The sequence below is a fragment of the Citrobacter koseri ATCC BAA-895 genome (assembly GCF_000018045.1).
Classification (GTDB): Bacteria; Pseudomonadota; Gammaproteobacteria; order Enterobacterales; family Enterobacteriaceae; genus Citrobacter_B; species Citrobacter_B koseri.
The window spans coordinates 179,231-196,301 of sequence record NC_009792.1 but is presented as its reverse complement, the minus strand read 5'-3'; the positions used below and the strand labels follow the sequence as shown (position 1 = coordinate 196,301).

At 52.7% G+C, this 17,071-nt stretch carries 10 protein-coding genes, 1 tRNA gene and 3 rRNA genes; 5 read left to right on the top strand and 9 right to left on the bottom strand.

The genetic code is table 11. The features are described from left to right. Nucleotides 1–179: 179 nt before the first annotated feature. The 5 genes from trxC to CKO_RS00900 all read left to right on the top strand — a co-directional run bounded on the left by trxC (nt 180) and on the right by CKO_RS00900 (nt 5,905). Nucleotides 180–599 (top strand): thioredoxin TrxC, encoded by a 420-nt coding sequence (gene trxC, locus CKO_RS00920; protein WP_012131202.1) that lies wholly within the window; start codon nt 180–182, stop codon nt 597–599. A gap of 69 nt (nt 600–668) precedes the next feature. Further along, nucleotides 669–1,367, top strand: coding sequence for a tRNA-uridine aminocarboxypropyltransferase (gene tapT / locus CKO_RS00915; RefSeq protein ID WP_024130105.1), 699 nt, complete (start codon nt 669–671; stop codon nt 1,365–1,367). 35 nt (nt 1,368–1,402) lie between these two features. Further along, the gene (locus CKO_RS00910; RefSeq protein ID WP_012131200.1) at nt 1,403–4,063 is read left to right on the top strand and encodes a bifunctional acetate--CoA ligase family protein/GNAT family N-acetyltransferase; all 2,661 of its coding nucleotides are present in this window, start codon (nt 1,403–1,405) and stop codon (nt 4,061–4,063) included. 114 nt (nt 4,064–4,177) lie between these two features. After that, entirely contained in the window at nt 4,178–5,533 is a 1,356-nt protein-coding gene (pssA, locus tag CKO_RS00905) for a CDP-diacylglycerol--serine O-phosphatidyltransferase (RefSeq protein WP_012131199.1), read from the top strand. A 48-nt stretch (nt 5,534–5,581) separates the two neighbouring features. Continuing rightward, nucleotides 5,582–5,905 carry a YfiM family lipoprotein gene (locus CKO_RS00900; RefSeq protein ID WP_048902421.1) on the top strand — a complete coding sequence of 108 codons (324 nt, stop codon included), beginning with the start codon at nt 5,582–5,584 and terminating at the stop codon, nt 5,903–5,905. On the opposite strand, the gene CKO_RS00895 is transcribed toward CKO_RS00900, so the two are convergent. The 9 genes from CKO_RS00895 to pepQ all read right to left on the bottom strand — a co-directional run bounded on the left by CKO_RS00895 (nt 5,902) and on the right by pepQ (nt 16,915). Next, nucleotides 5,902–7,200: an MFS transporter gene (locus CKO_RS00895; RefSeq protein WP_024130104.1), complete on the bottom strand. Its 1,299-nt coding sequence runs from the start codon at nt 7,198–7,200 to the stop codon at nt 5,902–5,904. The genes CKO_RS00900 and CKO_RS00895 overlap by 4 nt on opposite strands. Before the next feature lie 232 nt (nt 7,201–7,432). Further along, nucleotides 7,433–7,548: ribosomal RNA gene (gene rrf, locus CKO_RS00890) — 5S ribosomal RNA — on the bottom strand. A gap of 201 nt (nt 7,549–7,749) precedes the next feature. Beyond that, nucleotides 7,750–10,654, bottom strand: a 23S ribosomal RNA gene (locus CKO_RS00885). A 187-nt stretch (nt 10,655–10,841) separates the two neighbouring features. Continuing rightward, a tRNA-Glu gene (locus CKO_RS00880) sits at nt 10,842–10,917 on the bottom strand. A gap of 85 nt (nt 10,918–11,002) precedes the next feature. After that, nucleotides 11,003–12,544 (bottom strand): 16S ribosomal RNA (locus CKO_RS00875). Together the 16S, 23S and 5S rRNA genes with 1 tRNA gene alongside form the textbook arrangement of a ribosomal RNA operon. 379 nt (nt 12,545–12,923) lie before the next feature. After that, the gene (hemG, locus tag CKO_RS00870) at nt 12,924–13,469 is read right to left on the bottom strand and encodes a menaquinone-dependent protoporphyrinogen IX dehydrogenase (RefSeq protein WP_012131196.1); all 546 of its coding nucleotides are present in this window, start codon (nt 13,467–13,469) and stop codon (nt 12,924–12,926) included. An 11-nt stretch (nt 13,470–13,480) separates the two neighbouring features. Next, the gene (gene trkH / locus CKO_RS00865) at nt 13,481–14,932 is read right to left on the bottom strand and encodes a Trk system potassium transporter TrkH (RefSeq protein WP_012131195.1); all 1,452 of its coding nucleotides are present in this window, start codon (nt 14,930–14,932) and stop codon (nt 13,481–13,483) included. A gap of 37 nt (nt 14,933–14,969) precedes the next feature. Next, the gene (locus tag CKO_RS00860) at nt 14,970–15,584 is read right to left on the bottom strand and encodes an IMPACT family protein (protein WP_012131194.1); all 615 of its coding nucleotides are present in this window, start codon (nt 15,582–15,584) and stop codon (nt 14,970–14,972) included. Beyond that, nucleotides 15,584–16,915, bottom strand: a complete 1,332-nt coding sequence (gene pepQ / locus CKO_RS00855; RefSeq protein ID WP_012131193.1) for a Xaa-Pro dipeptidase — start codon at nt 16,913–16,915, stop codon at nt 15,584–15,586. Before pepQ ends, CKO_RS00860 begins: the two co-directional genes overlap by 1 nt. Nucleotides 16,916–17,071 lie beyond the last annotated feature (156 nt).

Below are 17,071 nucleotides of genomic sequence, written 5' to 3'. Positions count from 1 at the left end.
CGAAGATTACCCGATGTGCACCCGGTTAGCCATTATTTCATTTAAAAGCTAATGACTATTGTACTCATTGAATAAAACACATTGTTGTTTAAAACAGTCTCATCGATAATATGTAACATATTGGAAACATATCGGCGTGATTGCCGGAAAAGTCTACCCTACTCATCCAGAGGTTAGTTATGAATACCGTTTGTACCAGCTGCCAGGCAATCAACCGCATTCCCGATGATCGTATTCAGGATGCGGCAAAATGTGGACGCTGTGGTCACGACCTGTTCGATGGAGAGGTGATTAATGCGACCGGTGAAACGCTGGATAAGCTGCTGAAAGACGATCTCCCTGTGGTGGTCGATTTCTGGGCGCCGTGGTGCGGCCCATGCCGTAACTTTGCCCCGATTTTTGAAGATATCGCGGAAGAGCGCAGCGGTAAGGTGCGTTTTGTGAAAGTTAACACAGAAGCGGAACGTGAACTCAGCGCCCGTTTCGGTATCCGAAGCATCCCGACCATCATGATCTTTAAGAACGGCGAAGTCATCGACATGTTAAATGGCGCAGTTCCTAAAGCGCCATTTGACAGCTGGCTGAACGAATCGCTGTAATCTCCACGGGGCGCATCTTGTGCCCCGTTTTCACCTCTGCGACAATAGCGTTTTTCACTGTATTCTTCCATGACTGATAACGCTGTTCTCCAGTTACGCGCCGAACGCCTCGCACGCGCCACGCGTCCTTTTCTTGCCAGAGGAAACCGCATTCGTCGCTGTCAGCGCTGTCTGCTCCCGTTGAAACTCTGCCTGTGCGATACGCTCTCGCCTTCTCAGGCGACAAGCCGTTTTTGTCTGGTGATGTTTGATACCGAGCCAATGAAACCCAGCAATACGGGGCGTCTGATTGCCGATATTCTGCCGGATACAACGGCCTTTCAATGGTCGCGTACCGAACCGCCGCAGGCGCTGCTCGATCTGGTTAACAACCTGGATTATCAGCCGATGGTCGTATTCCCCGCCTCCTATGCCGGGGAAGAACGCGAGGTTATTTTCACGCCACCAGCCGGAAAACCACCGCTGTTTATCATGCTCGACGGCACCTGGCCGGAAGCGCGCAAAATGTTCCGTAAAAGCCCTTATCTCGATAACCTGCCGGTTATTTCCGTTGATTTATCGCGTCTTTCCGCCTACCACCTGCGAGAAGTTCATGCCGAAGGGCAGTATTGCACTGCCGAAGTGGCAATAGCGCTGCTGGATCTGGCGGGCGACACGGCCGCGGCAACCCATTTAGGCGATCACTTCTCACGCTTTAAAACGCGCTATCTGGCAGGAAAAACGCAACATCAGGGAAGCGTCACAACAGAAACAGCAGAAAGCGTTTAAAATCATTCGGTCACTTCTGCGTAAGGGAGACCGGCATGAGTCAGAGAGGACTGGAAGCACTACTGCGACCAAAGTCGATAGCGGTGCTAGGGGCGTCGATGAAGCCCAATCGCGCAGGTTACCTGATGATGCGTAACCTGCTGGCAGGAGGCTTTAATGGCCCGGTATTACCTGTAACGCCCGCATGGAAAGCCGTCTTAGGCGTCCTGGCCTGGCCCGACATCGCCAGTTTGCCTTTTACACCGGATCTCGCCGTTCTGTGCACCAACGCCAGCCGTAATATCGCGTTGCTGGAGGCGCTGGGGGAAAAAGGCTGTAAAACCTGCATTATTTTGTCGGCGCCCGCAGCGCAGCACGCTGAACTTCTGGCATGTGCCCAACGCTATAAAATGCGACTACTCGGCCCAAACAGCCTGGGTTTACTCGCCCCCTGGCAAGGGCTTAACGCCAGTTTTTCTCCGGTTCCGATCAAGCGTGGAAAACTCGCGTTTATTTCGCAATCCGCCGCCGTCTCCAATACGATTCTCGACTGGGCGCAACAGCGGGAGATGGGCTTTTCTTATTTTATCGCGCTTGGCGACAGTCTGGACATTGATGTTGATGAACTGCTGGATTATCTGGCGCGCGACAGTAAAACCAGCGCCATTTTGCTCTATCTCGAACATCTGAGCGACGCGCGGCGCTTTGTCTCCGCCGCCCGTAGCGCATCGCGAAATAAACCCATTCTGGTGATTAAAAGCGGTCGCAGCCCGGCGGCGCAACGTTTGTTAAATACCAGTGTCGGCATGGACCCGGCATGGGATGCCGCCATCCAGCGTGCGGGGCTTTTACGCGTGCAGGATACTCACGAACTCTTCTCGGCGGTCGAAACGCTGAGCCATATGCGGCCATTACGTGGCGACAGGTTGATGATCATCAGCAATGGCGCTGCGCCCGCCGCGCTGGCGCTGGATGAGCTGTGGTCGCGCAACGGCAAGCTCGCCACCCTGAGCGAAGAGACCCGCCTTAAGCTAAGCGAAGCGCTACCTGCTCACGTCGATATCGCCAACCCGCTGGATTTGCGTGATGATGCCAGCTGTGAACACTATGTCAAAACGCTGAATATCTTACTCGCCAGCCAGGATTTTGATGCGCTGATGGTGATCCACTCACCCAGCGCCGCCGCACCAGGCACCGAGAGCGCACACGCGCTCATTGAAGCGGTAAAACATCATCCCAGAGGGAAATTCGTCACCTTACTCACCAACTGGTGCGGCGAGTTTTCCTCTCAGGAAGCCCGCAAAATGTTCAGTGAAGCGGGATTACCTACCTATCGAACACCGGAAGGCACCATCACTGCCTTTATGCACATGGTGGAATACCGGCGTAACCAGAAGCAATTACGGGAAACCCCGGTGTTGCCGGGCAACCTGACCTCAGACACGGCTCAAGCGCATAACCTGTTACAGCAGGCGATTGCAGAGGGCGCAACATCGCTGGATACCCATGAAGTTCAGCCTATCTTGCAGGCGTATGGGTTACACACGCTCCCCACCTGGATTGCTGGCGACAGCGCGGAAGCAGTGCATATCGCCGAGCAAATTGGCTACCCGGTAGCGTTAAAACTGCGTTCGCCAGATATTCCGCATAAATCGGAAGTTCAGGGGGTAATGCTCTATCTGCGCACGGCAACGGAAGTTCAGCAAGCCGCGAATGCCATTTTCGATCGTGTAAAAATGGCCTGGCCTCAGGCGCGCATTCACGGTCTGTTAGTCCAGAGTATGGCGAACCGTGCCGGCGCGCAGGAACTTCGCGTCGTCGTCGAACACGACCCGGTCTTTGGGCCGCTGATTATGCTTGGCGAAGGCGGCGTAGAGTGGCGACCCGAAGAGCAGGCCGTCGTCGCGCTGCCGCCGTTAAACATGAATCTGGCGCGCTATTTGGTTATTCAGGGAATCAAAAGTAAAAAAATTCGTGGCCGGAGCGCGCTACGCCCGCTGGATATCACAGGGTTAAGCCAGCTGCTGGTACAGGTCTCGAACCTGATTGTCGATTGCCCGGAAATTCAGCGTCTGGATATCCATCCCCTGCTGGCTTCTGCTGGCGAGTTTACCGCGCTGGACGTCACGCTGGATATCGCCCCTTATGATGGCGACAACGAGAGCCGACTCGCTATTCGCCCCTATCCGCAGCAGCTTGAAGAGTGGGTTGAGATGAAAAACGGCGAACGTTGCCTGTTTCGCCCTATCCTGCCGGAAGATGAGCCTTATCTACAGCAGTTCATTTCTCAGGTGACAAAAGAGGATTTGTATTACCGTTATTTTAGCGAGATCAATGAATTTACTCATGAAGATTTAGCCAACATGACGCAGATCGACTACGATCGGGAAATGGCATTTGTTGCCGTGCGCCGTATTGATCAAACTGAAGAGATCCTCGGGGTAACGCGCGCGATCTCCGACCCGGATAACATTGATGCGGAATTTGCCGTGCTGGTTCGCTCAGATCTCAAAGGGTTAGGATTAGGCCGGCGATTAATGGAAAAATTGATTGCTTATACCCGAGATCACGGACTGAGACGCCTGAATGGCATTACGATGCCAAACAATCGCGGCATGGTGGCACTGGCCCGAAAGCTCGGGTTTGATGTTGATATCCAGCTCGAAGAGGGGATTGTTGGGCTGACGCTGAATCTGGCCCAATACGAGGAATCGTGAGTAAGGTACTGGAAATGTTGACCACTTTAACGGGTACTGGTGTTATCATTGCTCGCTTATGTCGTCTGCATAGCACAGAGGACCCTTCAATGAACAGAGAAGAAATGCACTGTGATGTTGTCAAAATTTAAGCGTAATAAACATCAACAACACCTTGCCCAACTACCTAAGATCTCTCAGCCAGTTGATGATGTAGATTTCTTTTATGCTCCCGCTAATTTCAGGGAGACTCTGCTGGAGAAGATAGCCAGCGCGACGCAGCGTATTTGCATTATTGCCCTGTATCTTGAACAGGATGACGGCGGCAAGGGCATACTCGACGCGCTCTATGAGGCTAAACGGCAGCGTCCTGAGCTGGATGTTCGGGTACTTGTCGACTGGCATCGCGCTCAGCGTGGACGTATTGGCGCAGCCGCGTCCAATACTAACGCTGACTGGTATTGCCGAATGGCGCAAGAAAACCCAGGCATCGATATTCCTGTCTACGGCGTGCCGATTAACACGCGTGAAGCGCTTGGCGTACTGCATTTTAAAGGCTTTATCATTGATGATAGCGTCCTTTACAGCGGCGCCAGCCTGAACGACGTCTATCTGCATCAGCATGATAAATATCGTTATGATCGTTACCAGTTGATTCGTAATGCAAAGATGGCCGACATCATGTATGAGTGGGTCACGCAGAATCTGCTTAACGGTCGCGGCGTAAATCGCCTGGACAGTGCCCAGCGTCCGAAAAGCCCGGAGATTAAAAACGACATTCGTTTGTATCGCCAGGAATTGCGCGATGCGTCATACCATTTCCAGGGCGATGCCGACAACGAGCAACTTTCCGTTACGCCACTGGTTGGGCTGGGAAAATCGAGCCTGCTGAACAAGACCATTTTCCATCTTATGCCCTGCGCAGAGCATAAGCTCACAATTTGCACACCTTATTTCAACTTGCCTGCGCTGCTGGTTCGCAACATCATCCAACTGCTGCGCGAAGGGAAAAAGGTTGAGATTATCGTGGGTGATAAAACCGCCAACGACTTTTATATCCCTGAGGATGAACCGTTTAAAATCATCGGCGCGCTTCCCTATCTCTACGAGATTAACCTACGTCGCTTCCTCAGCCGTTTACAGTATTACGTCAACACCGATCAGCTCGTAGTGCGTTTGTGGAAAGATGACGACAATACTTATCACCTGAAAGGAATGTGGGTTGATGATAAGTGGATGCTGCTCACCGGGAACAACCTTAACCCGCGAGCATGGCGTCTGGATCTGGAAAACGCAATTCTGATTCACGATCCAAAACAGGAACTTGCTCCCCAGAGAGAGAAAGAGCTGGAGCTTATCCGCACTCACACCACGGTTGTTAAGCATTACCGCGATCTACAAAGCATCGCTGACTATCCGGTCAAAGTCCGTAAGCTCATTCGCAGACTCCGTCGTATTCGAATCGACAGATTAATCAGCCGTATTCTGTAAATCAAAAAGCCCCGTCCCTGCGACGGGGTTTTTCCTGTGAGGGTCACGGTGCGTTTCCTTATACTTTTTGGCATGTTGTTGCTCTCAGGCTGTAGCCATATGTCCAATGACAGCTGGAGCGGGCAGGATAAAGCGCAACACTTCATTACATCAGCCATGCTTTCCGCCGCCGGGAATGAGTATGCCCGGCATCAGGGAATGAGCCACGATCGCAGTGCAACCGTTGGGCTGCTGTTCTCCATTAGTCTCGGTGCGTCAAAAGAGATGTGGGACAGCCGCCCCGGAGGGAGCGGCTGGAGCTGGAAAGATTTCGCCTGGGATGTCGCAGGCGCAACCACAGGTTACGCCGTCTGGCAAATGGCGCGGAACTAGAGACGTAACCCTTTTCCCTTGCGGTGCAGCATCAGCGACACCAAAAATGCCACGATAGCCATAATGGTCACATACCAGAAGAATGATGTCTCCATACCAACGGACTTCAGAGACAGCGCAACATATTCCGCAGAGCCGCCGAACAGCGCATTCGCCACCGCATAGGAAAGCCCTACCCCCAATGCCCGCACCTGGGCAGGAAACATTTCCGCCTTCAGGATCCCACTGATTGAGGTGTAGAAACTCACGATCAACAGGGCGCACATCACCAACCCAAAGGCTGCGTAAGGTGAAGTGACATTCTGTAATGCTGACAGAATAGGTACGGTAAATAGCGCAGCCAGAGCGCCAAAGCAGAGCATTGATGTCCGTCGGCCGATTTTATCTGAGAGAGCGCCAAACAGGGGTTGAATTATCATGTAGACAAACAGTGCTGCCGTCATGATTCCGCTGGCGACATTGGCATGCATACCGGCGGTATTCACCAGATACTTCTGCATATAGGTTGTGAAGGTATAGAAACACAGCGAACCCGCAGCGGTAAATCCCAGTACCATGATAAACGCTTTACGGTTACGCCATAGTCCTTTGAGCGATCCAGCCTCTTTCAGCGCGCGGGTTTCTTGTTTTGAGGTTTCATCCAACTGTCGACGCAACCAAAGCGCGACAACGGCCAGTACGGCACCCAATGCAAAAGGAATACGCCATCCCCATTCTCTGAGGGAAGATTCCTCCAGCGTTTGCTGCAAGATAACCACAACCAGCAGTGCCAGTAACTGACCACCGATCAGAGTGACATACTGGAACGATGCGTAAAAACCTTTGCGGCCTTCAACAGCCACCTCACTCATATAGGTCGCGCTGGTTCCGTATTCTCCTCCAACAGACAGCCCCTGAAACAGACGAGCCAACAGCAGAAGAGCCGGAGCCCAGGTGCCGATCGTGGCATACCCTGGCAGGCAGGCAATGACTAACGAGCCCATACACATCATGCAAACAGAGAGAAGCATTGATTTCTTACGACCATGCTTATCGGCAATCCGACCAAAAAGCCAGCCGCCAATGGGACGCATCAGGAAGCCTGCGGCGAAAACTCCGGCGGTCTGTAAAAGCTGAGTGGTGGTATTTCCCGAAGGAAAAAAGATGTGCGCAAAGTAGAGAGAGCAGAAGGAATAGACATAGAAATCAAACCACTCGACCAGATTCCCTGATGATGCCCCTACAATTGCCCATACGCGACGACGGGTGTCACTGCTTGCCAGCGACCCGTTTACAGTTACACTGCTTTCAGTCATTAGAAATATACTCCCGCCAAAGATCCACCCGAGCTCGTCGGTGCTTTTCACTGTCTTTTTTAGTGAATGAAATGTTATATAATTGTTATTATTTATTTTGTGACAGAGATCGATATTTTAGTTAGCAGGAAAACGATTTAGGAGTATACGGAGGGAATAGTCATCCGGCTGCCCCCGGGCGCATGAACGCAAAAAGGCCATCCCTCAGGATGGCCTCTTCACTTTAATTAATGCCTGGCAGTTCCCTACTCTCGCATGGGGAGACCCCACACTACCATCGGCGCTACGGCGTTTCACTTCTGAGTTCGGCATGGGGTCAGGTGGGACCACCGCGCTACGGCCGCCAGGCAAATTCTTTGTGCCCTTAAAACGAATCTTTTACCCTGATACTGCGTTGGCTGCGCTCGTAAACTCAGTCACATACCTGTGTATGCTCCTTCCTTTCCTTCGCTTGCCGCCTTGGCTCAGCGTAAAATCTTTCGTTTTCGCAAAATCTGTAATCAAAGCTGAAAATCGTCTCTCAAATCGCCAAAACATCTTCGGCGTTGTAAGGTTAAGCCTCACGGTTCATTAGTACCGGTTAGCTCAACGCATCGCTGCGCTTACACACCCGGCCTATCAACGTCGTCGTCTTCAACGTTCCTTCAGGACTCTCAAGGAGTCAGGGAGAACTCATCTCGGGGCAAGTTTCGTGCTTAGATGCTTTCAGCACTTATCTCTTCCGCATTTAGCTACCGGGCAGTGCCATTGGCATGACAACCCGAACACCAGTGATGCGTCCACTCCGGTCCTCTCGTACTAGGAGCAGCCCCCCTCAGTTCTCCAGCGCCCACGGCAGATAGGGACCGAACTGTCTCACGACGTTCTAAACCCAGCTCGCGTACCACTTTAAATGGCGAACAGCCATACCCTTGGGACCTACTTCAGCCCCAGGATGTGATGAGCCGACATCGAGGTGCCAAACACCGCCGTCGATATGAACTCTTGGGCGGTATCAGCCTGTTATCCCCGGAGTACCTTTTATCCGTTGAGCGATGGCCCTTCCATTCAGAACCACCGGATCACTATGACCTGCTTTCGCACCTGCTCGCGCCGTCACGCTCGCAGTCAAGCCAGCTTATGCCATTGCACTAACCTCCTGATGTCCGACCAGGATTAGCTGACCTTCGTGCTCCTCCGTTACTCTTTAGGAGGAGACCGCCCCAGTCAAACTACCCACCAGACACTGTCCGCAACCCGGATTACGGGCCCACGTTAGAACACCAGCCATTAAAGGGTGGTATTTCAAGGGCGGCTCCATGCAGACTGGCGTCCACACTTCAAAGCCTCCCACCTATCCTACACATCAAGGACCAGTGTTCAGTGTCAAGCTATAGTAAAGGTTCACGGGGTCTTTCCGTCTTGCCGCGGGTACACTGCATCTTCACAGCGAGTTCAATTTCACTGAGTCTCGGGTGGAGACAGCCTGGCCATCATTACGCCATTCGTGCAGGTCGGAACTTACCCGACAAGGAATTTCGCTACCTTAGGACCGTTATAGTTACGGCCGCCGTTTACCGGGGCTTCGATCAAGAGCTTCTCCCGAGGGATAACCCCATCAATTAACCTTCCGGCACCGGGCAGGCGTCACACCGTATACGTCCACTTTCGTGTTTGCACAGTGCTGTGTTTTTAATAAACAGTTGCAGCCAGCTGGTATCTTCGACTGATTTCAGCTCCATGGGTAAACCACTTCACCTACATATCAGCGTGCCTTCTCCCGAAGTTACGGCACCATTTTGCCTAGTTCCTTCACCCGAGTTCTCTCAAGCGCCTTGGTATTCTCTACCTGACCACCTGTGTCGGTTTGGGGTACGATTTCGTGTTACCTGATGCTTAGAGGCTTTTCCTGGAAGCAGGGCATTTGTCACTTCAGCACCGTAGTGCCTCGTCATCACGCCTCAGTGTTAAAGTGCACCGGATTTGCCTGGAGCACACACCTACACGCTTAAACCGGGACAACCGTCGCCCGGCCGACATAGCCTTCTCCGTCCCCCCTTCGCAGTAACACCAAGTACAGGAATATTAACCTGTTTCCCATCGACTACGCCTTTCGGCCTCGCCTTAGGGGTCGACTCACCCTGCCCCGATTAACGTTGGACAGGAACCCTTGGTCTTCCGGCGAGCGGGCTTTTCACCCGCTTTATCGTTACTTATGTCAGCATTCGCACTTCTGATACCTCCAGCATGCCTCACAGCACACCTTCAACGGCTTACAGAACGCTCCCCTACCCAACAACACATAGTGTCGCTGCCGCAGCTTCGGTGCATGGTTTAGCCCCGTTACATCTTCCGCGCAGGCCGACTCGACCAGTGAGCTATTACGCTTTCTTTAAATGATGGCTGCTTCTAAGCCAACATCCTGGCTGTCTGGGCCTTCCCACATCGTTTCCCACTTAACCATGACTTTGGGACCTTAGCTGGCGGTCTGGGTTGTTTCCCTCTTCACGACGGACGTTAGCACCCGCCGTGTGTCTCCCGTGATAACATTCTCCGGTATTCGCAGTTTGCATCGGGTTGGTAAGCCGGGATGGCCCCCTAGCCGAAACAGTGCTCTACCCCCGGAGATGAGTTCACGAGGCGCTACCTAAATAGCTTTCGGGGAGAACCAGCTATCTCCCGGTTTGATTGGCCTTTCACCCCCAGCCACAGGTCATCCGCTAATTTTTCAACATTAGTCGGTTCGGTCCTCCAGTTAGTGTTACCCAACCTTCAACCTGCCCATGGCTAGATCACCGGGTTTCGGGTCTATACCCTGCAACTTAACGCCCAGTTAAGACTCGGTTTCCCTTCGGCTCCCCTATTCGGTTAACCTTGCTACAGAATATAAGTCGCTGACCCATTATACAAAAGGTACGCAGTCACCCCATAAAGAGGCTCCCACTGCTTGTACGTACACGGTTTCAGGTTCTTTTTCACTCCCCTCGCCGGGGTTCTTTTCGCCTTTCCCTCACGGTACTGGTTCACTATCGGTCAGTCAGGAGTATTTAGCCTTGGAGGATGGTCCCCCCATATTCAGACAGGATACCACGTGTCCCGCCCTACTCATCGAGCTCACAGCCTGTGCGTTTTCGTGTACGGGACTTTCACCCTGTACCGTGCGACTTTCCAGACGCTTCCACTAACACACAAGCTGATTCAGGCTCTGGGCTCCTCCCCGTTCGCTCGCCGCTACTGGGGGAATCTCGGTTGATTTCTTTTCCTCGGGGTACTTAGATGTTTCAGTTCCCCCGGTTCGCCTCGTTAGCCTATGTATTCAGCTAACGATAGTGTGACGAATCACACTGGGTTTCCCCATTCGGACATCGCCGGGTCAAGGGTTCATATCACCTCGCCGGCGCTTTTCGCAGATTAGCACGTCCTTCATCGCCTCTGACTGCCAGGGCATCCACCGTGTACGCTTGGTCGCTTAACCTCACAACCCGAAGATGTTTCGTGAAACACTTCGTGTTGCGAAAATTTGAGAGACTCATACACACTTTACGTGTGTCGTTTCAATTTTCAGCTTGATCCAGATTTTTAAAGAGCAAATATCTCAAACGTCACCCGAAGATGAGTTTTGAGATATTAAGGCAGGTGACTTTCACTCACGAACCAGCAAGTGGCGTCCCCTAGGGGATTCGAACCCCTGTTACCGCCGTGAAAGGGCGGTGTCCTGGGCCTCTAGACGAAGGGGACACTGAAGTCTCAATCGCAAGACGCCTTGCTTCTTTCTTTTCATCAGACAATCTGTGTGGGCACTGCAAAGGCAGGTTCTTTCAGGTAAGGAGGTGATCCAACCGCAGGTTCCCCTACGGTTACCTTGTTACGACTTCACCCCAGTCATGAATCACAAAGTGGTAAGCGCCCTCCCGAAGGTTAAGCTACCTACTTCTTTTGCAACCCACTCCCATGGTGTGACGGGCGGTGTGTACAAGGCCCGGGAACGTATTCACCGTGGCATTCTGATCCACGATTACTAGCGATTCCGACTTCATGGAGTCGAGTTGCAGACTCCAATCCGGACTACGACATACTTTATGAGGTCCGCTTGCTCTCGCGAGGTCGCTTCTCTTTGTATATGCCATTGTAGCACGTGTGTAGCCCTGGTCGTAAGGGCCATGATGACTTGACGTCATCCCCACCTTCCTCCAGTTTATCACTGGCAGTCTCCTTTGAGTTCCCGGCCTAACCGCTGGCAACAAAGGATAAGGGTTGCGCTCGTTGCGGGACTTAACCCAACATTTCACAACACGAGCTGACGACAGCCATGCAGCACCTGTCTCACGGTTCCCGAAGGCACATTCTCATCTCTGAAAACTTCCGTGGATGTCAAGACCAGGTAAGGTTCTTCGCGTTGCATCGAATTAAACCACATGCTCCACCGCTTGTGCGGGCCCCCGTCAATTCATTTGAGTTTTAACCTTGCGGCCGTACTCCCCAGGCGGTCGACTTAACGCGTTAGCTCCGGAAGCCACGCCTCAAGGGCACAACCTCCAAGTCGACATCGTTTACGGCGTGGACTACCAGGGTATCTAATCCTGTTTGCTCCCCACGCTTTCGCACCTGAGCGTCAGTCTTCGTCCAGGGGGCCGCCTTCGCCACCGGTATTCCTCCAGATCTCTACGCATTTCACCGCTACACCTGGAATTCTACCCCCCTCTACGAGACTCAAGCCTGCCAGTATCAGATGCAGTTCCCAGGTTGAGCCCGGGGATTTCACATCTGACTTAACAGACCGCCTGCGTGCGCTTTACGCCCAGTAATTCCGATTAACGCTTGCACCCTCCGTATTACCGCGGCTGCTGGCACGGAGTTAGCCGGTGCTTCTTCTGCGGGTAACGTCAATTGCTGTGGTTATTAACCACAACACCTTCCTCCCCGCTGAAAGTACTTTACAACCCGAAGGCCTTCTTCATACACGCGGCATGGCTGCATCAGGCTTGCGCCCATTGTGCAATATTCCCCACTGCTGCCTCCCGTAGGAGTCTGGACCGTGTCTCAGTTCCAGTGTGGCTGGTCATCCTCTCAGACCAGCTAGGGATCGTCGCCTTGGTGAGCCGTTACCCCACCAACAAGCTAATCCCATCTGGGCACATCTGATGGCAAGAGGCCCGAAGGTCCCCCTCTTTGGTCTTGCGACGTTATGCGGTATTAGCTACCGTTTCCAGTAGTTATCCCCCTCCATCAGGCAGTTTCCCAGACATTACTCACCCGTCCGCCACTCGTCAGCAAAGCAGCAAGCTGCTTCCTGTTACCGTTCGACTTGCATGTGTTAGGCCTGCCGCCAGCGTTCAATCTGAGCCATGATCAAACTCTTCAATTTAAGTTTGATGCTCGTGAATTAAACTTCGTAATGAATTACGTGTTCACTCAGAGACTTGGTATTCATTTATTGTCCGAAGACATTAAGAATCCATGTCACTTTGAGTGCCCACACAGATTGTCTGATAAATTGTTAAAGAGCAGTTGCAACGCGGCTTTCAGCTCACCGTTGCGAGGTGACGTATAATACGTTTTCCTCATTCAGAGTCAAGTGCTTATTTTCACTTTTCTCTGCCGGCGTTCATCGCTGAACCCCGCTGACCCGGCGGCCTGTGTGCCGTTGTTCCGTGTCAGTGGAGGCGCATTATAGGGAGTTATTCCGGCCTGACAAGGGGAAATTTAAAATTATTTTCCGACTGCGTGTTTTTTATTCTTTACGTTTATTTTGCCAACGATTTGTTGGTTAATTGGGCGATGTCGCGGGCAAAATTCGCCACTTGTTCCCAGTCGGTATAGACCACTTCTTTACTCGTATCCGTTTCACCGCCAGACATCTTCATAATGAGCTTAATCATCAGACGGTCATACCAGCGGTAACGAGGGTAACGAAGCGCGCCTGCAATAACGGCGCAAAGATCGGGTCGCCACTGCGCACTCATCAGAAACTTGCGCGCGTAGCTGTTGGTCTGCGGTGTGCGCTTTTCAGGTTTACGCGCGACCAGGTTAACGGAATAAAACGCACTCGGCATCGCGTTCAGGCGCGTAGCGTGTTTCTTCACAAACTCCTGGAAAGCGGCATGGTAATGACCATAACGAATAGAGGCGCCAATCACCACGCGATCGTAACTTTGCCAGTCCAGCTCTTCAGTACGATGGAGATTAATCACATCCGCCCAGATCCCCAACTCCTTTAATTCCGAGGCCAGATAAGAAGCTATCTCGCGCGTTTGTCCGTCCCGGGTAGAAAAAAGAATCAATGTTTTCACGTGTTACTCCATTATTCACGCCAGAAGGTAGGGGTAAAAAGTACCAGCAAAGTAAAGACTTCAAGACGACCAAATAACATATTGGCGATCAGAATCCATTTCGCAACAGGGTTCATGCTGGCAAAGTTGTCCGCAACCACACCTAACCCTGGCCCCAGGTTGTTAAGGGTCGCCACAACGGAGGCAAACGCGGAAAAGTCATCCACGCCAGTCGCGATAATGGCCAGCATACTGACAATAAAGACTAAGGCATAAGCAGAAAAGAATCCCCATACCGCTTCGAGGATACGTTCCGGCAGCGCACGGTGCCCCAGTTTTATACTGTAAACCGCGTTCGGATGGACCAGACGCTTCAGTTCACGGTTCCCCTGTTTGAACAGCAGCAGAATGCGGATCACCTTCAGCCCGCCGCCCGTTGACCCCGCACAGCCGCCGATAAACGCAGAGCATAACAGCAGCACCGGCAGAAAGAGCGGCCAGCGGGCGATGCTGTCGGTGGTAAACCCGGCGGTTGTCGCCATTGATACGACCTGAAAGAACGCCTGGTTGAGCGTGGTCAGCGCCGAGTTATAGATATCGTGGAACCACAGCACCAGCGTACAGATCACCACCAGCGTCAACTGAACGCCAATGAACATGCGAAATTCAGGGTCACGCCAGTAAACTTTCAGGCTGCGCCCGCTTAATAAAGAGAAGTGCAGACCGTAGTTACAGCCAGAGATCAGCAAGAAGATAGCCATGATGCTGTTAATGGTCGGGCTATCGAAATAACCGACGCTGGCATCGTGCGTAGAGAAACCGCCAATGGCGATAGTAGAAAAACTGTGCCCAATGGCGTCAAACGCGGGCATTCCGGCGAACCATAGCGCCAGCGCGCAGGCCACCGTCAGTAACACATAAATCAGCCATAGCGTCTTTGCCGTTTCCGCAATACGCGGGCGCATTTTATTGTCTTTCAACGGCCCCGGCATTTCTGCGCGGTAGAGCTGCATCCCCCCGACGCCGAGGATAGGGAGAATCGCCACCGCCAGCACAATGATCCCCATCCCGCCAAACCATTGCAGCATCTGGCGGTAAAAGAGAATCGCGTGCGGTAAAGAGTCCAGCCCCACCAGCGTCGTCGCGCCCGTTGTCGTTAAGCCGGAGAATGATTCAAAAAAAGCATCGGTAATAGTGAGGTTCGGGCTTTCAGAGAAGATAAACGGCAACGCCCCCACGCTTCCCAGTACGGTCCAGAACAGCACCACAATGAGAAACCCTTCGCGGGATTTAAGCTCGCCTTTCTCCCGGCGGTTGGGCCACCACAGCAGAGAGCCGATCACCAGTGCGACAAAGAATGTCTGCGTGAATGCCCGCCCCGCCCCATCACGGTAGATCAACGCAACCAGTCCAGGGAGGATCATTGTTCCCGAAAATAAAATGACCAACAGTCCAACGATTCGGGTAATGGCGCGAAAATGCATCTCTGCCGCTTCCTTTGTTCTTCAAAATGAGGTGGGATTATTCTTCAATCGCTAACAATTGCAATGAACCACGGCTAAAATCCGCCAGCCTTGCTGAAAATTCATCCACATTTGCATAAGGAAGCGCCACCCTGAGCCGAACGAATGCCTGATAATCGCTGGTAACGATTTGACCGGCAAACTGCCCTAATAATGCTTCTATTCCGGCCAGTTGGCCGTACTCACACTGCAAAGTATATTCGGTTAACGGCGTCTTGCGCTGCGTCGTTAACTGACGCAACGCCTGATTCACGCCGCCGCCGTAGGCTTTTACCAGCCCACCGGTGCCGAGCAGAATACCGCCATAGTAACGCACCACGACAGCGGTGATCTCGCCAACGCCGCTGCCCATTAGCTGGGCAAGCATCGGTTTGCCCGCCGTTCCCGCCGGTTCGCCATCATCAGAAAATCCCAGCTGTTGTGAATCATCCGGCGCGCCCGCCACCCATGCCACGCAATGATGACGCGCATCTGGATGCGCCGCTCTGACAGCATCAACAAAGGCTTTCGCCGCTTCAACGCCGTCCGTGTGGGCGAGCAGCGTAATGAAGCGGCTTTTTTTGATCTCTTCCTCGACAGTGACCGGCGCCGCAGGGATTAACCAACTGTCCATCACGCCAGTTTCAAATCCCGCGTCATATTTTCAACACCGTTTTCGTGGATCACCACGTTGTCTTCAATACGAATGCCGCCGAACGGTTTCAGCGCTTCAATTTTCTGCCAGTTGAAATGCTTGCTGAATTGCCCCTCGCGCCACGGCGCCAACAGCGATTCGATAAAGTAGATCCCCGGCTCAATGGTCAACACCATGCGAGGTTGCAGCACGCGGGTGCAGCGCAGATAAGGGTATTTCGACGGCGCGGCCAGATGCGTCCCGGTATCGTCCTGCATAAAGCCTGCAACATCATGAACCTGAAGACCCAGTTGATGACCAATACCGTGCGGCATAAACGGCCCGGTGAGATTGTTCTCGACCATCGCTTCTTCGCTGATATCGGTGACAATCTGATGCTTACGCAGCAATTTCGCGATGCGTTGATGGAACTGAATGTGATAATCCACGTAGCTGACGCCCGCTTTCATGGTCGCAATCAGCGCCAGCTGTTCGTCATTCACATCTTTGATTAACTGAGCGTAATCGGTGTCATTGTTTGCCGCCCAGGTACGCGTCAGGTCTGCGGCATAACCGTTATATTCCGCCCCGGCATCCAGCAGGAAGCTGCGCATTTCAGACGGCGCGCGATGATCCAGTTTGGTGTAATGAAGAACCGAAGCGTGCTCGTTGAGCGCCACGATATTGCTATAAGGCACATCGGTGTCACGGTGGCCGGTCGCGGTCAGGTAAGCCAGGTTAATGTCGAACTCGCTCATACCGGAACGGAACGCTTCTTCTGCCGCGCGATGGCCGTTCACCGCCGTTTTCTGCGCTTCACGCATACAGGCCAGTTCGTAATCCGTTTTGTACGCACGGTAGTAATGCAGGTAATCGATCACCCCTTTCGGGTTGATGTTGCTGGCGGCGATATCCAGTTGCAGCGCACGCTCCGGCACCGGACCGATGTAACCGATATTACCGCGCGCGGCAGGGAGCTGGCTGCCAATACCGTCGGCTTTCGGCAGGGCAATCACCTCTACCTCTTCGGTCCAGAACGACGTGGGCAGCGGCTCAACGTTGTGCCAGTAATCCACCGGCAGGTAGAACCACAGTTTGGGTTTATTCACGCCATCGACCAGCAACCAGCAATTTGGAACCTGTGTGACCGGTACCCAGGCTTTAAACTGCGGGTTAACTTTAAACGGATAGGGATGGTCGTCGAGGAAGACGTTGATAAGCTCGCCGGAGTGAATAAGTAGCGCATCCAGCTTAAAACGCGCCAGTGCGTCACGCGTCCGTTCTTGTAAGGTAACGATATGATTTTTATAGAGTGCGGCCAGTGATTCCATTTTCTACCCTTCTGTTTTTTTGACCTCGAGTCTCCGCATCTTAGCACATCGCTCCGGGAGAGCGTGATTTCTGCCGAGCGTGATCGCATCGGCATTTTTTTAATCTCTCATTTGCATTTTTTTAACACAAAATACACACTCGTTTCATCTGGTATG